At 74.6% G+C, this 19,038-nt stretch carries 17 protein-coding genes, 1 rRNA gene and 1 pseudogene; 15 read left to right on the top strand and 4 right to left on the bottom strand.

Annotated elements, in window-relative coordinates; all coding sequences use genetic code 11:
- The first annotated feature begins 2 nt into the window (after positions 1–2).
- Positions 3–119 (top strand): 5S ribosomal RNA (gene rrf / locus ABGB11_RS28170).
- Positions 120–180: 61 nt separating this feature from the next.
- Here the strand turns inward: rrf and ABGB11_RS28165 are convergent.
- A complete protein-coding gene (locus tag ABGB11_RS28165; protein ID WP_347637489.1) occupies positions 181–1,011 on the bottom strand; it encodes a hypothetical protein in 831 nt (276 codons plus the stop codon).
- A gap of 9 nt (positions 1,012–1,020) precedes the next feature.
- Here ABGB11_RS28165 and ABGB11_RS28160 point away from each other — a divergent pair, with 9 nt between their 5' ends.
- Positions 1,021–1,881, top strand: a complete 861-nt coding sequence (locus ABGB11_RS28160) for a hypothetical protein (protein WP_347637487.1) — start codon at positions 1,021–1,023, stop codon at positions 1,879–1,881.
- Between the two features lie 105 nt (positions 1,882–1,986).
- On the top strand, positions 1,987–3,153 hold the full coding sequence (locus ABGB11_RS28155; RefSeq protein WP_347637485.1) for an alkaline phosphatase PhoX: 1,167 nt from the start codon (positions 1,987–1,989) through the stop codon (positions 3,151–3,153).
- Here ABGB11_RS28155 and ABGB11_RS28150 read toward each other — a convergent pair.
- Both ABGB11_RS28150 and ABGB11_RS28145 read right to left on the bottom strand, forming a co-directional pair.
- Positions 3,131–4,075 carry an MBL fold metallo-hydrolase gene (locus ABGB11_RS28150; RefSeq protein WP_347637483.1) on the bottom strand — a complete coding sequence of 315 codons (945 nt, stop codon included), beginning with the start codon at positions 4,073–4,075 and terminating at the stop codon, positions 3,131–3,133. The two genes, ABGB11_RS28155 and ABGB11_RS28150, sit on opposite strands and share 23 nt — an antisense overlap.
- 7 nt (positions 4,076–4,082) lie before the next feature.
- Positions 4,083–5,429, bottom strand: coding sequence for a DUF1015 domain-containing protein (locus tag ABGB11_RS28145; RefSeq protein WP_347637507.1), 1,347 nt, complete (start codon positions 5,427–5,429; stop codon positions 4,083–4,085).
- 72 nt (positions 5,430–5,501) lie between these two features.
- Between ABGB11_RS28145 and ABGB11_RS28140 the strand changes: the two genes are divergently transcribed.
- Both ABGB11_RS28140 and ABGB11_RS28135 read left to right on the top strand, forming a co-directional pair.
- A complete protein-coding gene (locus tag ABGB11_RS28140) occupies positions 5,502–5,945 on the top strand; it encodes a tetratricopeptide repeat protein (RefSeq protein WP_347637481.1) in 444 nt (147 codons plus the stop codon).
- Between the two features lie 56 nt (positions 5,946–6,001).
- Positions 6,002–7,003 (top strand): HAD-IIA family hydrolase, encoded by a 1,002-nt coding sequence (locus ABGB11_RS28135; protein ID WP_347637479.1) that lies wholly within the window; start codon positions 6,002–6,004, stop codon positions 7,001–7,003.
- A 24-nt stretch (positions 7,004–7,027) separates the two neighbouring features.
- On the opposite strand, the gene ABGB11_RS28130 is transcribed toward ABGB11_RS28135, so the two are convergent.
- Entirely contained in the window at positions 7,028–7,369 is a 342-nt protein-coding gene (locus tag ABGB11_RS28130) for an SCP2 sterol-binding domain-containing protein (RefSeq protein ID WP_347637477.1), read from the bottom strand.
- A 115-nt stretch (positions 7,370–7,484) separates the two neighbouring features.
- On the opposite strand from ABGB11_RS28130, the gene ABGB11_RS28125 reads away from it, so the two are divergent.
- The 10 genes and pseudogenes from ABGB11_RS28125 (at position 7,485) to ABGB11_RS28080 (ending at position 19,012) form a co-directional block, all read left to right on the top strand.
- The gene (locus ABGB11_RS28125) at positions 7,485–7,751 is read left to right on the top strand and encodes a hypothetical protein (RefSeq protein WP_347637475.1); all 267 of its coding nucleotides are present in this window, start codon (positions 7,485–7,487) and stop codon (positions 7,749–7,751) included.
- A 55-nt stretch (positions 7,752–7,806) separates the two neighbouring features.
- Positions 7,807–8,607 carry a TlyA family RNA methyltransferase gene (locus ABGB11_RS28120; RefSeq protein WP_347637473.1) on the top strand — a complete coding sequence of 267 codons (801 nt, stop codon included), beginning with the start codon at positions 7,807–7,809 and terminating at the stop codon, positions 8,605–8,607.
- 112 nt (positions 8,608–8,719) lie between these two features.
- Positions 8,720–9,601: pseudogene (locus tag ABGB11_RS28115) on the top strand (NAD kinase); the annotation flags it as partial.
- A 217-nt stretch (positions 9,602–9,818) separates the two neighbouring features.
- On the top strand, positions 9,819–11,525 hold the full coding sequence (gene recN, locus ABGB11_RS28110; RefSeq protein ID WP_347637471.1) for a DNA repair protein RecN: 1,707 nt from the start codon (positions 9,819–9,821) through the stop codon (positions 11,523–11,525).
- Between the two features lie 134 nt (positions 11,526–11,659).
- Entirely contained in the window at positions 11,660–12,898 is a 1,239-nt protein-coding gene (steA, locus tag ABGB11_RS28105) for a putative cytokinetic ring protein SteA (RefSeq protein WP_347637469.1), read from the top strand.
- The gene (locus ABGB11_RS28100) at positions 12,895–13,851 is read left to right on the top strand and encodes a copper transporter (RefSeq protein WP_347637467.1); all 957 of its coding nucleotides are present in this window, start codon (positions 12,895–12,897) and stop codon (positions 13,849–13,851) included. The genes steA and ABGB11_RS28100 overlap by 4 nt, the downstream gene beginning before the upstream one ends.
- 4 nt (positions 13,852–13,855) lie before the next feature.
- A complete protein-coding gene (locus tag ABGB11_RS28095; protein ID WP_347637465.1) occupies positions 13,856–14,851 on the top strand; it encodes a hypothetical protein in 996 nt (331 codons plus the stop codon).
- 48 nt (positions 14,852–14,899) lie between these two features.
- Entirely contained in the window at positions 14,900–16,564 is a 1,665-nt protein-coding gene (locus ABGB11_RS28090; protein WP_347637463.1) for a lipid II flippase MurJ, read from the top strand.
- Positions 16,554–17,750, top strand: a complete 1,197-nt coding sequence (locus ABGB11_RS28085; RefSeq protein WP_347637461.1) for a glycosyltransferase family 4 protein — start codon at positions 16,554–16,556, stop codon at positions 17,748–17,750. Before ABGB11_RS28090 ends, ABGB11_RS28085 begins: the two co-directional genes overlap by 11 nt.
- A 257-nt stretch (positions 17,751–18,007) precedes the next feature.
- On the top strand, positions 18,008–19,012 hold the full coding sequence (locus ABGB11_RS28080; protein ID WP_347637459.1) for a TerC family protein: 1,005 nt from the start codon (positions 18,008–18,010) through the stop codon (positions 19,010–19,012).
- Positions 19,013–19,038 lie beyond the last annotated feature (26 nt).

Below are 19,038 nucleotides of genomic sequence, written 5' to 3'. Positions count from 1 at the left end.
CGTTCGGTGGTTTTGGCGAGGGGGAAACACCCGGTCCCATTCCGAACCCGGAAGTTAAGCCTCTCAGCGCCGATGGTACTGCATGGGAGACTGTGTGGGAGAGTAGGACACCGCCGGACTCATATTGGTCGAGGGTCGCCCCGATTTCCGGGGCGGCCCTCGACGCATGTGGTGGTCTTCTCAAAGTAGGGTGAAGAGTCCACCGAACTTCCATCGAGAACAGTGACGGACGTGATGAGCGCGGAAGAGGACGGCCGCGGCGACGACAGCCGCGAGCGGCGGGGCGACAACGGGCGGCGGAACACGCCGGCGCGGCGTGGGGGATACCCCCGCGGCGGTCAGGGAGCGTCGCCCTCCGGACCCCGCAAGGGCGGTGGCCCCCGCGGCGGTGCTCCTCGCGCCGGTGGCCCGCAAGGCGGGCGCGGTCGTCCCGGTGGTGGCAAGGGCAAGGAGTGGGGCGGACGCGGCAAGCGCGATGACCGCGGGCAGCGTGATGACCGCGGGCAGCGCGGCGAGCGCCGTTTCGACGGTCCCCGCGCCGGTCAGGGAAGGCCGGGAGAGCGGCGACCCGGTGGCCAGGGCGGCGAGCGCCGGGAAGGACGTCCGGCCGGTCCGCGTGGTCCGCGTGCCGGTCAAGGCGGCGGGCCGCGTCGTGACGGGCGTCCCGGTGGTCCCCCGGCCCGCGGCGGGCAGGGTGAGCGGCGCTTCGAAGGACGTCCGCAGGACCGCCCCGCCAGGGGCCGCCGTGACGAGCGCGACGAAAGACGTCCGGGTGCGCGTCCGTACGACGGGAAGCAAGGCCGCCCCGGCGGGCGGCGGTTCGAGGGCAAGCGCGAAGGCCGTCCGGGCGAGCGTGAGAAGCCGTTCAAGGGCCGTGGCGGGCCGAAGCGCCCGCAGGACCGGCGCCGGCAGGACGGGCGCCCCCAGGGCGCGGGCGGCCGCTCCTACGGCCCTCCTCGCGAGCGGGGCGACCGGAAGGCCCGGTTCGAGGAGCGTCCGGCGCCGAAGCACGATGATCCGTTGCTGCCGGACGAGGTCACCGGCGACGAGCTGGACGTCGACGCGCGCGTCGAACTGCGCACCCTGCCGAAGGAGCTGGCCGCCAAGGTGGCCCGCCACCTCGTGATGGCCGGGCGGCTCGCCGAGGAGGAGCCGGAGCTGTCCTACCGGCACGCCAAGGCCGCGCGGCGGCTGGCGTCCCGTGTCGGGATCGTCCGGGAGGCCGCCGGGATCGCGGCCTACCACGCCGGGGAGTGGGCGGAGGCGCTCGCCGAGCTGCGGGCCGCGCGGCGGCTGGGCGCCGGAGAGGAGGCGTACCTGCCGCTGATGGCCGACTGCGAGCGGGGCCTCGGCCGTCCCGAGCGGGCCCTCGACCTCGTCAAGTCGCCCGAGGCCGAGAAGCTCGACGCGATGGGACGCGTCGAGCTGCGCATCGTGGAGTCGGGCGTGCGCCGCGACCTCGGGCAGAACGACGCGGCCGTGGTCACGCTGCAGATCCCCGAGCTGCGCGACCGCCGGCTGAGGCCGTGGTCGATGCGGCTGTTCTACGCCTACGCCGACGCGCTCGTCGAGGCGGGGCGCGAAGGGGAGGCGGCCGACTGGTTCGCGCGGGCCGCGGCGGCCGACCGGGACGGCGACACCGACGCCGCCGAACGGTACGCCGAGATCGAGGGCCTCCACATCCTCGACACCGAGGAAGACGGCGAAGAGCAGCCCGGCGGCGACGAGGCGGTGGCCGTCGAGGTCTCGGCGACCGACATCGCGTTCCAGCCCGCCGAACCCGAGGTGCAGGACGCCCCGGACGAGGACGCACCCGAGGCCGCGGCGGTCTTCCTGGAGCCCGGGCCCGCCGATGAGGAGCAGCCTCCGCCGGCGGAGTGACGCCCGGTACTTGACTGGCGGGTAGCTTTCCCGGATATTCACGGGACCGCGCCATTCGGGGGGCCGCCGGAACAGCCCGGCGGTGATCGACCCCCGAGGAGTGCCATGCCCTTGAACCGCCGCTTGTTCCTGCGCGCCACCGCCGTCGCCGGAGGCACGACCGCCTTCTCAGGCGCCCTGTGGGGGAGGGCGTTCGCGTCCGGCCCGGCACAGCCCGGACCCAGCCCGTACGGTCCGCTGCGGGCCGCCGACGGCAACGGGCTGCAACTGCCGGACGGGTTCACCAGCAGGATCGTGGCGCGTTCCCTGCGACGCGTCGAAGGGACGAGGCACACGTGGCACCCGGCGCCCGACGGCGGCGCGTGCTTCCCCGCCGGGGACGGCTGGATCTACGTGAGCAACTCGGAGGTCCCGGTCGTCGGTGGCGTGTCCGCGGTGCGGTTCGACGCGTCGGGGAAGGTCACGTCCGCCTACCGGATCCTGAACGGCACCTCGCTGAACTGCGCCGGCGGGGCGACGCCGTGGAACACGTGGCTGTCGTGCGAGGAGCACGACATCGGGCTCGTCCACGAGACGGACCCGACCGGGCGGAAAGGGGCCATGGCCCGCCCGGCGATGGGCCGGTTCAAGCATGAGGCGGCGGCGTCCGACCCCGAACGGAAGGTCATCTACCTCACCGAGGACCAGTCGGACGGCTGCTTCTACCGGTTCCGTCCGAACACGTGGGGCGATCTGTCGTCGGGCACGCTCGAAGTGCTGGTCGGTTCAGGGACGGGCCCCGTCCAGTGGGCGAAGGTGCCCAATCCCGAGTTCTGGCTCACACCGACCCGTGAGCAGGTGGACGGCGCCATGCACTTCGACGGTGGCGAAGGCTGCTACTACACGCACGGCGTCTGCTACTTCACCACCAAGGGCGACAACCGCGTGTGGGCGTACGACGCGACCGCCCAGCGCCTGGACATCGCGTACGACGACGACCTCGTCACCACCGGCGAGGCCCCGCTGCACGGCGTCGACAACCTGACCGCCACGGCGTCCGGCGACCTCTACATCGCCGAGGACGGCGACAACATGGAGATCAACGTCGTCACGACGGGCGGGGTGGTGGCGCCGTTCCTGCGCATCCTCGACCACGACGAGTCGGAGATCACCGGGCCGGCGTTCAGCCCGGACGGATCGCGCCTCTACTTCTCGTCCCAGCGCGGCAAGAGCGGGTTCATCGGCGGGACGGACGGCTACACCTTCGAGGTCACCGGCCCGTTCCGCCGCTGAGGGCGTGCAGGATGCCGGCCACGTTGCTCTCGGCGCTGTTCAGCACCTCGTACTTGGCGGCCAGCTCGGGGTCGATGTCGTCGCCCAGGATGGCGTAGCGGTCCTTGGTGCGCTCGACGACCATCGCGACGGCGTGGTCGAGGTCGAGGCCCTCGTCCTTGGCGTCGCGGACGGCGTCCACCCAGATCCGGAGCTCCTCCGCGGACCGCTCCAGCGTGTCGTCGACCTCCGCCACGGGCCCGTAGTGGGCGAACAGCAGCCGCTGCGGGCCCAGTGACCGGAACATCCCGAGCGACTTCAGCGCCGTGTCGAGGTCGAAGTCCGGCGGCGGCGTCGAGGGCTTCACGTCCGCCGTCTCGGGGATGTAGACGCCGGCCGCGTCGCCCACGTACAGGTCGCCGGTCTGCGAGTCCATCAGCCCGACGTGGTGCTTGGCGTGCCCGGGGGAGTAGTGCGACTCCAGCCGGCGCCCGCCGCCGAGGTCGATCACCCCGGTGTCCTCGACGGCCCGGATCCGCGCCGCCTCCGTCGGCTTCAGCTCCCCGAACAGCGTGTCGAGGGCGTCGCCGTACACCATCCGGGCGCTGCGCAGGAGCCGGGACGGGTCCGCCAGGTGCCGCGCGCCCTTCTCGTGGACGACGACCTCGGCGCGCGGGTAGAGCCGGGCGATGTCGCCGACGCCGCCCGCGTGGTCAAGGTGGATGTGGGTCACGACCACGCTCGCGAGATCGTCCGGCCCGACGCCCAGCTCTCGGAGCGCCCACTGCATGGTCGGGGCGGAGGTGGACGTGCCGGGCTCCACCAGGCATGGCCGGTCGGACAGAATCAGGTAACCGGCGGTGATGCCGCTATAGCCCGCCATCCGGGTGTCGATCTCGTAGACGTCCCCGCCGAGCGGCGTGACCGTGGTCGTGATGTCCATCCCCCGATCATGGCCTCTCGTCCAGGGCGGGGTCGAGAAGGCGCAGGACGAGGCCTGTGCGGGGCTTCGGCCCGAACGAGGTGGACTTGCGCGGCACGCGCTCGCCCTGCCCGGCGATGGCCAGCACGTCCTCCGTCTTGAGCGGGTTGAGGATCACCGCCGTGCCGCCCGCGCGCCGCGCCCGGACGATCGCCGCGGCTGGGTCGTCGTGCACCACCTCGATGGCGTTCTCGTTCTCCGGGACGTGCCACAGGTTCCCGATGAGCACATGGTCGAGGACGGCCGTGTCGAGCCGCAGCCAGCGCGGCGAGTGGTCGAACGGCATCGACCGGTCCAGCGCGTCCGGGTCGGGGCCGGTCAGCAGGTGGAGCGGGCCGCCGCCGAGGAGGAACGCGGGACCGTCCGCCGCCGCGAGCGCGTCGAGCGCCGCGCCCTCGTCGTCGAAACCGGTCACGCGGAACACCGCGCGGGCCCTGTCCAGCGCCTCGTCCGGACGCAGGCCCGGCAGGACGCGGTGGATCGCGCCCAGATGCGGCGGGTACCGCGTCGAGTCGACCAGCAGGGCCAGGCCCGCGTCCCAGGGCCCGGGACCGTCGCCCGCGGCGTGATGGCGGGCCTGGAGGGCGCGGTAGGTGGCGTAGCGGTGGTGCCCGTCCGCGATGAGCGCCTGCCTGCCGCGCAGGTCGGCGGCCACCCGGGCGTGCAGCGCGGGGTCGGTGACGCGCCACAGCCGGTGCGTCAGCCCGTCGTCCGCGCCGAACTCCACCAGCGGCGGCTCGGCCGCGGCGCCGTCGACGATCCGGGCCGCGTCCCCGCCGCCCTCGTAGACCAGGAAGATCGGCTCCAGGTTCGCGTTCGCCGCCGCCATCAGCGCGAGCCGGTCGCGGATCGGGCCGGGGAAGACGTTCTCGTGCGGCAGGACGACGCGCTCGGCCTCCGCGCGCAGGCCCAGCCCGCCGATCAGGCCGCGCTGGAGGACAGCCCCGCCGCGGGCCGCCTCGTAGACGTACAGCGCCGGGACGGGGTCGATGGTGAGCGCGCCCTCGTCCAGCCAGCGGCGCAGCCGGTCGCCCGCCGCCCGGTAGCCCTCCCCGGCCGCGCGCGGCAGGTTGAGCCGGACGATGTTGTGCCCGCCGCCCGCCAGCAGCCGCATCGCCGCCGCCTCGTCGATGAGGTCGTAGGGCGGCATGGTCACGTCCCCGAGGTCGCCGACGACCTCGGGGACGAAGCGGACCCCGCGGAACGGGGCCAGTTCCAGGCCCTCACCCGTCCGCGGCCCCGCCGTCCCGAAGATCCTGGCGCTGAACTCCTCCGGCCCGAGCCCGGAGGGGAGGTCGTCGTCCACGGAGGGCATCGTAGGCGGCACGTGGCGTCCCGCGGTGTGCCGGGTAGTTTCGTAGTGATCGGTGTCCGAGGGGAGGTCCATGTGAGTGATCAAGGGACCGGACGGCCCGAGGATTCCCCGGGCGACGATCCCGGCGAGCATGCGGCCTCGCCGGAGGGCGGGGTCTACGAGTGGTACACCCGAGGCCTGGAGCTGCTGAGGTCGGGCAGCGCCGCGGCGGCGCTGCAGCTGCTGGCGCGGGCCGCCGAGGCCGAGCCGCGGTCGCACAGCATCCGGGAGGCGCTCGCCCGCGCGCAGTTCGGCGCGCGGCAGTTCGGCGCGGCGGCGGAGAGCTTCCGCGGGATCGTGGAAGAGGAGCCCGCGGAGGACTACGCCCGGTTCGGGCTCGGGCTGGCGCTCAGCCGCTTGGGCGACTTCCAGGGCGCCGTCGAGCATCTGGCGCTCGCGGCGGCCATGCGCCCGGAGAACCAGGACTACGCGAAGGCGCTGCGGCACGCCAGGGCCACGCTCGCGTCGCGGCGCTGAACCGGCCGTTACCGCCTGGTAGCCGTCCTTTTAGGATCGCAGGTATGAGGAGCCCCATGAAAGGCAGCGAGCGCCCCCTGAGCGAGGCGTACGACGTCGCCCTGCTCGACCTCGACGGGGTCGTCTACATAGGCCGCAGGCCCGTCCCGGCGGCGGCCGAGTCGCTCGCCAAGGCACGCGCGGCGGGGCAGCGGCTCGCGTTCGTGACCAACAACGCCTCCCGGACGCCGTCGGCGGTCGCGGCCCTGCTCACCGACGTCGGCGTCCCGGCCGACCCGCAGGACGTGGTGACCTCCGCGCAGGCCGCCGCGCGCCTGCTCGCCGACCGGCTGCCCGCCGGGTCGGAGGTGCTCGTGGTGGGCGGCATGGGGTTGCGCCACGCCCTGTACCAGCAGGGCCTGCGCCCGGTGTCGACGGCGGCGGGCCGTCCCGCGGCGGTCGTGCAGGGCTACCACCCCGACCTCGGCTACGGGCTCCTGTCCGAGGGCGCGCAGGCGGTGAGCATGGGCGCCCTGTTCGTCGGGTCCAACGGCGACCTGACCATCCCGGGCGGCGACGGGCCGCCCCACCCCGGCAACGGGTCGCTCCTTCGCGTGATCAGCGCGGCGACCGGTGTCGAGCCGATCATCACCGGCAAGCCCGAGCGGCCCCTGCACCACGAGTCGATCCTGCGGACCGGCGCCGAGCGCCCGCTGGTGGTCGGCGACCGCCTCGACACCGACATCGAGGGCGCGCACAACGGAGGTGCTGACAGCCTCCTCGTCTTCACCGGGGTCACCGACCCGCTCCAGGCCCTGACCGCCCCGCGCGAGCAGCGGCCCACCTACCTGGCCGCCGACCTGACCGGGCTGCTCGTCCCACACCCGGAGCCCGTCCGGGAGGACGGCGGGTACCGGTGCGGCGGCTGGACGGCCCACCGCGAGGGCGGCGCGTTCGCGGTCAGCGGATCCGGCGACCCCTATGACGGCCTCCGCGCCCTCGCGTCCGCCGCCTGGGAGACGGCCGCGCCCCCGCCGGCCGCGGCCCTCAGCGAGGCACTGGAGACCCTGGCGCTCTGAGCCCGCCGCCGCGCGCCCCGCGGATCAGAGGAACTTGCGGAGGCGGAGGAGGTCGAAGATGCTCGCCTCGATCTTGAGGCGCCCGGCCGCCCACGCCTTGGCCGGGTTCAGCTCGTCGTGGGCCATCGCGACGAGGTCATCGCTGTCCACGGTCAGCCGCACCTGCGCGGCGCCCGGGTCGCCGTCGGGCTCGAACGGGTCGAGGCCGCCCGCGTGCAGGCGGGTGCGGTAGGCCAGCCCGAGGTCCGGCACCCGGCAGCTGATCGTCCGCTCGACGACGTGCTCGGCGAGCCGGTCGGCGTCGACCTCCGCCAGGCGCGCCGCGACGCGGGCCAGCGCCGCGCGGCAGTCCTCCTCGTTCGCCATGGTCAGGCCGTTCCCCGTTCGTCCGGCAACGATGTCGTTCAGGGACGGTAGCGTTCATGGTGAGCCGGAGGCGACTCGTCACGGGCGCTCCGGAAGCACTGGGAGGTAAAACGTGATGTCCGACGAGGCCGCGGAGGAGCCGGAGTTCCCGGCCGTGCCGCCGCCCGACCCCACCGGCGACCCCCGCGTCGACGCCGCCGTGGCGCGGCTCGGCGAGCTCGGCGGGCGGCCCGTCCCCGAGCACGTGGAGATCTTCGAGGACGTCCACCAGCGGCTCCAGGAGCTCCTCGCGTCCGCAGGCCAGGACGAGGGGCCCGGCCGGGCCGAGCGGTCCGGGCCGCCTCTCCCCGCGTTCCCCGACGTCCTTCGCCCGCGCCCGTGAGCCGTGCGAGGGGCCCGGCGCGCCCCCCGGGCCGCCGGGCGGCGGAGGGCCGGCGATGAGCAGGCGCAGGCTGGACGCGGAGCTGGTGCGGCGCGGCCTCGCCCGGTCGCGCGAGCACGCCGGGCAGCTGATCGGCGACGGCCGGGTCCGCGTCGGCGGGCAGACCGCGGCGAAGGCGGCGACGCAGGTCGAGACCGGGGCCGCGATCGTCGTGGACGAGGCCGGCGGCGGCCCCGAGTACGTCTCCCGCGGCGGGCACAAGCTCGCCGGCGCGCTGGAGGCGTTCGGCGACCTGCGCGTGAAGGGCCGCGTCTGCCTGGACGCGGGCGCCTCGACCGGCGGGTTCACCGATGTCCTGCTGCGCGCGGGCGCGGCGCGCGTGTACGCGGTCGACGTCGGCTACGGGCAGATCGCCTGGTCGCTGCGCACCGACGACCGGGTCACCGTCCTGGAGCGGGTCAACGTCCGCGACCTGGAGCCCGGCATGCTCGGCGGCCCCGCGCCGGACCTGGTCGTCGGCGACCTGTCGTTCATCTCGCTGAAGCTCGTCCTCGGGCCGCTCCAGAGGTGCGCGGCGCCCGAGGCCGACTACGCGGTCATGGTGAAGCCGCAGTTCGAGGTCGGCAAGGACCGGGTGGGCGCGGGCGGCGTCGTCCGCGACCCGGACCTGCGCGCCGGCGCCGTGCGCGGCGTGGCCGAGCACGCGGCCACGCTCGGCCTCGGCGTCTTCGGGGTGACGGCGAGCCCGCTGCCCGGCCCGTCCGGCAACGTGGAGTACTTCCTGTGGCTGCGCGCCGGCGCCCCGCCGCTCGACGACGAGGCGCTGCGAAAGGCCATCGAGGCGGGGCCGCAATGAGCGGCGGCGGTCCCCGGAACGTACAGAGGACGTCCGAACCGGGAACGTCCCGCCGAGGGATGTTCGTCCAGACGTCTGTACGCCGTAGCGCGTCGGGGAGTGGGGCGAGAGCATGAGCAAGAGGTCGGTGCTGGTCGTGGCGCACACCGGGCGGCCCGAGGCGGTCCGCAGCGCGCAGCTGGTCATCGAGCGGCTCAGCCAGGCCGGGATCTGCGTCCGTGTCCTGGACGAGGAGGCCGGCGACATCGGCTGCACGGGCGTGGACGTGATGCCCAGTACCGCCGCGGCGGCCGACGAGGCCGAGGTCGTCATGGTCCTCGGCGGCGACGGGACGCTGCTGCGCGCCGCCGACCTGACCCGCTCGTCCGGCACCCCGCTGCTCGGCGTCAACCTCGGCCACGTCGGGTTCCTCGCCGAGGCCGAGCGGGACGACCTCGCCGCCACCGTCGACCGCGTGTGCACCCGCCGCTACGACGTCGAGGAGCGGATGACCATCGACGTCATCGCGCGCCGCAACGGCACCGTCCTCGGTACGACCTGGGCGCTGAACGAGGCGAGCATCGAGAAGGCCGAGCGGGAGCGGATGCTGGAGGTCGTCGCCGAGATCGACGGCCGGCCGCTGTCGAACTGGGGCTGCGACGGCGTGGTGTGCGCCACGCCGACCGGCTCCACCGCGTACGCGTTCTCCGCCGGCGGCCCGGTCGTGTGGCCCGAGGTGGAGGCGATGCTGGTCGTCCCGATCAGCGCGCACTCGCTGTTCGCGCGGCCGCTGGTGGTGTCGCCGCGCTCGTCGGTCGCGGTCGAGGTGCTGCCGGGCACGCCCCGCGCCGTCCTGTGGTGCGACGGGCGCCGCACCCTCGACCTGCCGCCGGGCGCGCGGGTGGAGGTCCGCCGCGGCGCCGAGCCGGTGCGGCTCGCGCGGCTGCACCTCACCCCGTTCACCGACCGGCTGGTCACCAAGTTCGGGCTGCCCGTGACGGGGTGGCGCGGGCGGGTCAGGCAGCCCTCCCGCCCGTCCCCGCCGCTCGGGGACTCGCAGGTCGGGGACGCCCCGGCGGCCGGCGGCATCGCCGAGTACCCGGGCCCCGGATTCGCCCCCGAGGAGGTGCCCCCGGAGCGGGACGGGGAGGCGTCCGACGGGCAGAGGGGATAATCTCCACAGGCGCTGATCGGGGATCTGTTTGCGGAGGGTTGTGACGCTGGTGCGTCCGATGGTCGATGAGGTGCGGATCCAGGGCCTCGGCGTGATCGACGAGGCCGTGCTCGATCTGTCGCCGGGCTTCAACGTGGTGACCGGGGAGACCGGGGCGGGCAAGACCATGGTGGTCACCAGCCTCGGCCTGCTGTTCGGCGGCCGCGCCGACCCCCAGCGGGTCAGGCCAGGCGCGGACCGCGCCACGGTCGAGGGCCGGATCGTCGTCGATCCCGGCGGCCGGATCGTCGAGCGGGTCGAGGAGTCCGGCGGCGAGCTGGACGAGGGCGCGCTGATCGTCACCCGGTCGGTGTCGGCGGAGGGCCGCTCCCGCGCGTTCCTCGGCGGCCGGTCCGTGCCGGTGAACGTGCTGATCAACCTGGCCGACGACCTGGTCGCCGTGCACGGCCAGTCCGACCAGCAGCGGCTGCTCCAGTCGTCCCGGCAGCGCGGCGCCCTCGACCGGTACGCGGGCGGCGCGCTGACCAAGCCGATGCGGGCCTACACCAAGGCGTACCAGCGTCACCGCCAGGTCAGCGCGCTGCTGGAGGAGCTGACCACGCGGGCCCGCGAGCGCGCCCAGGAGGCCGGCCTGCTGCGCTTCGGCCTGGAGGAGATCGAGAAGGTCGACCCGAAGGAGGGCGAGGACGTCGACCTCGCCGCCGAGGAGGAGCGGCTCGGCCACGCCGACGCGCTGCGCGGCGCCGCCGACACCGCGCACGAGGCGCTGCTCGGCGACCCGGCCGCCGCGTTCGAGGCCGCGAACGTGACGAGCCTGCTCGGCACCGCCCGCAACGCGCTGGAGGCCGTCCGCGACCACGACCCGGAGCTGGCGGCGCTCGCCGACCGGCTCACCGAGGCCGGCTACCTCGTCTCCGACGTCGGCACCGACCTCGCCTCCTACGCCGAGTCGGTGGACGCCGACCCGGTGCGGCTCGCCGCCGTCCAGGAGCGGCGCGCCGAGCTGACCGCGCTGACCCGCAAGTACGGCGGGACGGACGGGACCGTCGCCGAGGTCCTCGAATGGGCCCGCACGTCCGCGTCCCGGCTCGCGGAGCTGGAGGGCGACGACGACCGCATCGACGAGCTGCGCGCCGAGCACGCCGAGCTGACCGAGCGGCTCACCGCCGAGGCGGCGGAGCTGACCGCCGTCCGCACCCGCGCCGCCGAGCGGTTCTCCGACGCCGTCACCGCGGAGCTGACCGCGCTGGCGATGCCGCACGCCCGCGTCGTGGTCACCGTGACCCCGACCGAGGACTACGGCCCGCACGGCGTCGACGAGGTCGAGGTGCGGCTCGCGCCGCATCCGGGGTCGCCGCCGCTGCCGCTGCACAAAGGCGCCTCGGGCGGCGAGCTGTCCCGGGTGATGCTGGCGATCGAGGTCGTGTTCGCCGGCGCCGACCCGGTGCCGACGTTCGTGTTCGACGAGGTGGACGCCGGCGTCGGCGGGAAGGCCGCGGTGGAGATCGGACGGCGGCTGGCCCGGCTCGCCCGCAACGCGCAGGTGATCGTCGTCACGCACCTGCCGCAGGTCGCCGCGTTCGCCGACCAGCACCTGCTGGTGGAGAAGTCCGACGACGGGACCGTCACCCGGAGCGGCGTCACCGCGCTGGACCGGGAGGGCCGGGTGCGGGAGCTGTCCCGGATGCTCGCGGGGCTGGAGGACTCCGAGCTCGGCCGCGCCCACGCCGAGGAACTCCTCGCCATGGCGGCCGAGGAGGAGTAGCCGCTCCGCCCGCGCGCCGCGGGGGAACCGGACCCGGCCGTCCCGGCAAAGACTACAGAGAGTACGTGAACGGACACGCCAGGACAGTCGATCTTTCCGGCGGCCACCGCCGTGCTCTGGCAGGATGGTTGGTGATGAACGAGTCGTCACCCGCCACTGAGCGCCGCGTCCGGCTGACCGGGAAACTGCCGCGGCGCGTGCTCACGCTGGGCCGAGGCCGCGACGACGGCCGGCCGGGGGTCAGCGCCACCGTCCGGCTCGACCGCCGCACCAAGGACCTGACCAAGCGGCTCCAGCCCGGCGAGGTCGCGGTGATCGACCATGTCGACCTGGACCGGGTCAGCGCCGAGGCGCTGGTGTCGCGCGAGGTCGGCGCGGTCGTCAACGTCGCGCCCAGCATCTCCGGCCGGTACCCGAACCTCGGCCCGCAGATCTTGATCGAGGCCGGCATCCCGCTGGTTGACGACGTCGGCCCGGAGATCTTCGGCAAGCTGCACGAGGGCGACCAGGTCCGCGTCGAGGGGTGCGCCGTGCACCGCGGCGAGGACGTCGTCGCCAAGGGCACCGAGCAGACCGCCGAGTCCGTCGAGGAGGCGCTGACCGAGGCCAAGGCCGGGCTGTCGGCCCAGCTGGAGGCGTTCGTCGCCAACACGATGGAGTACGTCAAGCGCGAGCGCGACCTGCTCATCGACGGCGTCGGCGTCCCCGAGGTGGCCACCAAGATCAGCGGGCGGCACGCGCTGATCGTCGTCCGCGGCTACCACTACCGCGAGGACATCGCGACCCTGCGGCCCTACCTGCGCGAGTACCGACCCGTGCTGATCGGGGTGGACGGCGGCGCCGACGCGCTGATGGAGGCCGGCTACCGCCCCGACATGATCGTCGGCGACATGGACTCGGTGTCCGACGACGCCCTCACCAGCGGCGCCGAGCTCGTCGTGCACGCCTACCGGGACGGGCGGGCGCCCGGCCTCAAGCGCGTCCACGAGCTGGGGCAGGATGCCGTGGTCTTCCCGGCCGCCGCCACCAGCGAGGACATCGCGATGCTGCTCGCCGACGACAAGGGCGCCTCGCTGATCGTCGCGGTCGGCACGCACGCCAACATGGAGGAGTTCTTCGACAAGGGGCGCGCCGGCATGGCCAGCACGTTCCTCACCCGCCTGCGCGTCGGCAGCAAGCTCGTGGACGCCAAGGGCGTCAGCCGGCTCTACCGCAGCCGCATCTCCACCTGGTCCCTGCTGTTCCTCGTCCTCGGCGCGTTCATCGCCATCGTCACCGCCGTCGCCATGTCCCCGGCGGGGGACGTCATCAGTCCCCTGCTCGCCGACCGCTGGCACGCCTTCGTCTTCTGGCTGACCGGACTCTTCACGTGATCGATTTCCGCTACCACCTCGTCTCCATCGTCGCGATCTTCCTCGCGCTGGCGCTCGGCATCGTGCTCGGCTCGACCACGCTGTCGAACTCGGTGAGCGACACCCTGCGCCAGCAGGCGAACTCCGCGGCCAAGACCGCCCAGCAGGCCCGGCTGGCGCAGCGCGACCTGCAGCACCAGGTGAACGGGCAGGAGCAGTTCACCGACGTGCTCTCGCCGCAGCTCGTCGAGAACCGGCTCAAGGGCCAGTCCGTGATCCTGGTCGAGACGCCGGGCGCCGGCGACGACAGCATCGAGCAGGTCAGCGAGCTCGCCAAGAACGCGGGCGCCGCCGTCACCGGGCGCGTCACGATCCAGAAGAAGTTCCTGGACGACGACCAGCAGACCACCGTCGACGAGCTCGCCACCCAGCTCAAGACCGACGACGTCACGTTCCCCGACGACGCGAACGCCTACGCCAAGGCGGGCGCGGTCCTCGCCAACGCTCTCGTCACCAAGGACCCCGCCAAGTCCGGCCGCGAGGACGCCGCCGGCGGCGCCGTCCTCAACGGCTTCAAGGAGGCCGGCTACGTCACCACCAGCGGCAAGCCCGGCCAGCACGCGACGCTCGCGGTGATGGTCGCCCCCTCCGCGCCGTACGCCTACGACGGCGGCGGCGACGACAACAAGGCACTGATCTCGCTGGCCTCCGCACTCGACGGCGCCGGGCGCGGTACCGTCGTCGGTGGCCCGCCGACCTCCGCGCAGGAGGGCGGGCTGATCGCGGCGCTGCGCGACTCCGACGCCGCCGACTCGGTCTCCGCCGTCGACGTGGTGGACACCGCGTCCGGCCAGGTCGTCACGATCCTGGCGCTGCAGAAGGAGATCGGCGGCAAGTCCGGGCAGTACGGCACGGGCGCCGGCGTGAGCGGCTACCTGCCCTCGCCCGCGCCCACGGCGGGGAAGAACGGGTGACCTGATGAGACGAGGCATCGCCACCGGAGCGCGGTTCGCGGCCGGGCTCGGCCTGGGCGCCGCGGCCGCGCGCGCCGCCTACGCCGCGCTGACCCGCCGCCCCCCGGGCCTCAACGGCCTGCCCGGTGAGGACGTCTGGGGCCGCACCAACCACCGCGGCGAACCGGTGACGCTGCTGGAGGGGCCCGCCGTCGTCGCGGGCGCCGCCGCGGCCGGACTGATCGCCCCCGGGGTCCCCGGCCGGATGCGCGCGGCGGCCCTGCTCGCGGGCGCCGGCTCCGGCGTCCTCGGCGGCTACGACGACCTCGCCGGCTCCGGCGCGTCCCGCGGCTTCAAGGGCCACCTGGCCGCCCTCGCCCGCGGCGAGGTGACCAGCGGCGCGGTGAAGATCCTCGGCATCGGCGCGACCGGGCTGGCCGCCGCGGCCGTGGCCGGGTCGCCCGCCCCGTCCCGGACGGGACGCGCGTTCGACACCCTGCTCAACGGCGCGATCATCGCCGGGTCGGCGAACCTGATGAACCTCTTCGACCTGCGCCCCGGCCGCGCCGTCAAGGTCGGGCTGATCGCCGGCACGCCGCTGGCGCTGACCCGGTCCGGCTCCGCCGTCGTCGCCGCGCCGCTCGGCGCCGCCGCCGCGCTGCTCCCCGAGGACCTCGGCGAGCGCGCGATGCTCGGCGACACCGGCGCCAACGCGCTCGGCGCGCTGCTCGGCCTCGCCGCGACCCGCCTCGGCCGGGGGCCGCGGCTCGCCGTCCTCACCGGGATCGCCGGGCTGAACGCGGCCAGCGAGTTCGTCAGCTTCACCAAGGTCATCGCCGCCAACCCGGTGCTGAACCGCATCGACATGCTCGGCCGCCGCCCGGCCGCCCCGCCCGTCCCCGCCCCGGCGGAGGCCGCCAAGCCGGTGACGGACGACACGTTCCACGCGTCCGTGCCGCCGCAAGCCGGGGCGGCGGGTACAGGCCCGGCCGGCAACGGCGTGGCCGCCGACCCGGCCTAGCGCGCGGACGGCCCCCCGCCTCCTCCACGCAGCGTGCCTTCCTCCACCGTGCCCTCGTCCGAAGCGCCCCCGCCGGCCAGGCCGCCGTCCGCCGTGCGCCGGCTGACCGGCGGGCTCGCCGGCGCCGCCGTGGTGATCGCGGTCATCACGGTGCTGTCCAGGCTCGCCGGGTTCGGGCGCACCTACGCGTTCTCGCAGACGGTCACCACGTCCTGCCTCAGCCAGGCGTACTTCACCTCCACGCAGTTCCCCAGCATCGTGTACGAGATCGTCGCGGGCGGCGCGCTCGCCAGCATGGTCGTGCCGGTGCTGGCGGGCCCCGCCGAGCGCGGCGACCGGGAGCAGGTCCGCCGGATCGGGGCGGCGCTGCTCACCTGGATCGTCGTGCTGATGGTGCCGCTGTCGGCGCTGATGGCGCTCGCGTCCCGCCCGGTCATGGGGCTGCTCGCGGGCGGCGACCAACAGGGATGCTCCCGCGGGCAGATCATCGACGTCGGCTCGACCATGCTCGCGATCCAGTCCGTCCAGATGGTGATGTACGGGCTGGCGGTGGTGCTGTACGGGCTGCTGCAGTCGCACCGCCGGTTCGTCGCACCGGCGCTGGCGCCGCTGATGTCGAGCCTGGTGGTGATCGGCGCCTACGTCGCGTACGCCCCGCTCGGCCGCGGGTTCGAGAACGACCTCGCCGGGCTCCCGACGGGCGCGATGCTGACGCTGTCGGTCGGGACGGCGCTCGGCGGCGTCGCGATGGCCGCCACCGCCGGGGTCGCGGCCTGGCGGCTGCGGCTCCGGCTGCGCCCGACCCTGCGCTTCCCGGACGGGGTGGCGCCGCGGGTGCGGCGGCTCGCGGTCGCCGGCCTGGCGACGGTCGCGGCGCAGCAGCTGTCGGCGCTGCTCGTCGTCCGGCTCAGCTACGAGGGGACGGGCGGCGCGCTCGCGAACTACCAGTACGCGTGGGCGATCTACCTGCTGCCGTGGGCGATCCTGGCGGTGCCGATCGCGACCAGCGCGTTCCCGGTGCTGTCGGCGCGGATGAGCGCCGGGGAGCCGGAACGGTTCGACCAGGTCACCGCGTCCACCACCCGCGCGGTGGTCCTGGTGTCGTGCGCGGGGGCCGCCGCGCTCGCGGCCGTCGCGCTGCCGGTCGGGGCCGTGTTCAACCCGGGCCACCCCGACCAGCAGGACGTGCTGTCCAAGGCGGTGCTCGCGTTCGCGCCCGGCCTGCTCGGATACGGGCTCGTCGCGCACCTCCAGCGCGTGCTGTTCGCGTGCCACCGGGGCCGGATGGGGGCCGCGGCGATCGTCGCGGGCTGGCTCGTCGTGATGGCCGCCGACGTCGCGCTCGTGCTGTCGGTCGACCGCACGCAGGTGGTCGCGGCGCTCGGCGTCGGCAACGCGGCCGGCATGACGGTCGCGGGGGTGCTGCTCCTCGTGACCCTCGCCCGCGCGCGGGGCGCGGCGTCCGTGCGCGGGCTCCCGCGCGCGCTGGCCGCCGGGCTGCTCGGCGGCGCCGCGGGCGGCGCCGCCGGATACGCGACGGCCGCGCTGCTCGGCCTCGGCGGGACCGGTCCGGCGGCGGAGCTGCGCAACGCCGGGACGGGGGCGCTCGCCGCGCTCGTCGCCGCCGCGGTGTTCCTGATCATCGCATTCGTGATCGACGGCCGGGATCTGCGGGCCGTCCTCAGCCGGAAGGTCACCCGCAATGTCCGATGAGCATCTGGACGACCTGCGCGTGGCGCTGGTCCTCGGCACCAGCGCCGGCGGCGTCGGCCGGCACGTCCGGTCGGTCGCCGAGCGCCTGGCCGGGCGCGGTGCCCGCGTCCTGGTCTGCGGTCCGGCGCCGACCGAGGAGCTGTTCGGGTTCACCGAAGGCGGTGCCCGCTTCGCCGAGGTCGACCTCGCCGACCGGCCCCGCCCGGTGAGCGACGCCAGGGCCGCCGCCCGGCTGCGCGGCCTGCTGCGCGACGCGGACGTCGTCCACGCCCACGGCCTGCGCGCGGGGGCCCTCGCGGTCGCGGCGTGCGGGCGCGTCGCCCCGGGGCCGCTGCGCTTCACGCGGGGCGGCCCGCCGCTGGTCGTCACCCTGCACAACGCCGTCATCGCGGGCGGGCGGACCGCCGCCGTCTACGGGCTGCTGGAGCGCGTCGTGGCGCGCGGCGCCTCCCGCGTCCTCGGCGTCTCGCCCGATCTGGAGGACCGGATGCGGGACCTCGGCGCCCGCTCGGTCGGGCATGCGATCGTCCCCGCCCCCGCACCGCGCGCCCAGCCGGGCCCCGCCGTGCGCGCCGACCTGCGTGCGGAGCTCGGGGTGGGGGAGCGGCCGCTGATCGTCACGGTCGGGCGGCTGGCCCGGCAGAAGGGCCTGCCGACCCTGCTGGACGCGGCGCGCGGCTGGACGGGGCGCACCCCGCCGCCGCTCGTCGCGATCGCCGGCGACGGGCCGCTGGAGGACGAACTGCGCGCCCGCGTCGAGGCCGAGGACCTGCCCGTCCGGCTGCTCGGCCGCCGCTCCGACGTCGCCGCGCTGCTGGCCGCCTGCGACGTGGCGGTCGTGCCGAGCGTGTGGGAGGGGCAGCCGCTGATCGTCCAGGAGATCCTGCGGGCGGGGCGGCCGCTGGTGGCGACCCGCGTCGGCGGGATCCCCGGGATGCTCGGCGCGGCGGAGCGCGGCGGGGAGGAGCCGCTGCTGCAGGGTCCGGAGACCGAGGCCGCCCTGCTGGTGCCGCCGAACGACGCGGAGGCGCTCGGCCGCGCGGTGGACCGCGTCCTGGACGACCCGTCGCTCGCGGCGCGGCTCGCCTCGGCCGCCGCCGAGCGGTCGGCGCTGCTGCCGGACGAGGACGACGCCGCCGATCAGCTCGCGGCCCTCTACCTGGAACTGGCCGGGGTCCGCCGCTGAGCCCGCGAGGGTGGGAGGCGACCGGACCTTAGACGCCGCGTCCGGCGCTCGGGTTCGGAACGGGACCAAGATTTCTCGCCGGTTCGGGAACCACCCCGTCCCGGGCCGCGTTCAAGGAGGTAATCGGAGGGGAGTATCCCTGCGCGCGGTTCCCGTCAGTACGGCCGGTCCATACCTGCCCGGGTTCCGCGGCCCTCGCGCACCCTGGGCGGGAGAGACCTCCGGCGCTCGTTTCGTGTCCGCCGGAGGGGTTCACGTTGTCGGTTCCACCCTTGGTCTGGGCCCTCACCATCGCGGGTATTCTCGCGATCATCGCGGCCGACCTGTTCCTGATCCACCGCAACGACACGCGGGAGTTCACCACCCGCAGGGCCGCGTTCTGGTCCACCGTCTACATCGGCCTCGCCGCACTGTTCGGCCTCGGCGTGTGGGCGTTCTCCGGCGGTGAGCACGCCGCGGAGTACTTCGGCGGGTTCGTCACCGAGAAGAGCCTCAGCGTCGACAACCTGTTCGTGTTCATGGTGATCCTCACCCGGTTCGCGGTGCCGAAGCACGCGCAGCACACCGTGCTGATGGCGGGCATCGTGATCGCGCTGGTGCTGCGCGGCATCTTCATCGCGGTCGGCGCCGCGGCCATCGCCACCTTCACGTGGGTCTTCTTCATCTTCGGCGCGTTCCTCATCTGGACGGCGATCGGCCTGGTCCGCGGCGGCGACGAGGACGAGTTCAAGGAGAACGCGCTGCTGCGCTGGGCGAAGCGCGTCATCCCGACGTCCGACGAGTACGACGGCAGCCGGTTCGTCACCCGCGGGTCCGGGCGGCGGCTGGTCACCCCGATGGCCATCGTCATGATCGCGATCGGCTCCACCGACGTGCTGTTCGCGCTGGACTCGATCCCCGCGATCTTCGGGCTGACGACCGAGCCGTACCTGGTCTTCACCGCCAACGCGTTCGCCCTGATGGGCCTCGTCCAGCTGTACTTCCTGCTCGGCGGGCTCACCGACCGGCTGGTCTACCTCGGGCACGGGCTGGCGTTCATCCTCGGCTTCATCGGTGTCAAGCTGATCTTCCACGCGCTGCACGAGTACGGTGTCGCGTGGGCGCCGGAGGTGCCGATCTGGCTGTCCCTGGCGGTGATCGCCGGGACGCTGGCCGCCACCACCGTCGCGAGCCTGGCGGCCGGGCCGAAGCGGTCCGGCGGCAAGCCGGCCGTGACCGGGCCGGTGCCCGAGCCCGCGGCGGAGACGACACAAGAGGGATGAGAGCGGGATCACCTCCCCCAGAGATC

The organism is Actinomadura sp. B10D3 (assembly GCF_039871695.1).
GTDB lineage: Bacteria > Actinomycetota > Actinomycetes > Streptosporangiales > Streptosporangiaceae > Spirillospora > Spirillospora madurae.
The sequence above is the reverse complement of the archived record's forward strand: the minus strand, read 5'-3'. Positions and strand labels throughout refer to the sequence as shown.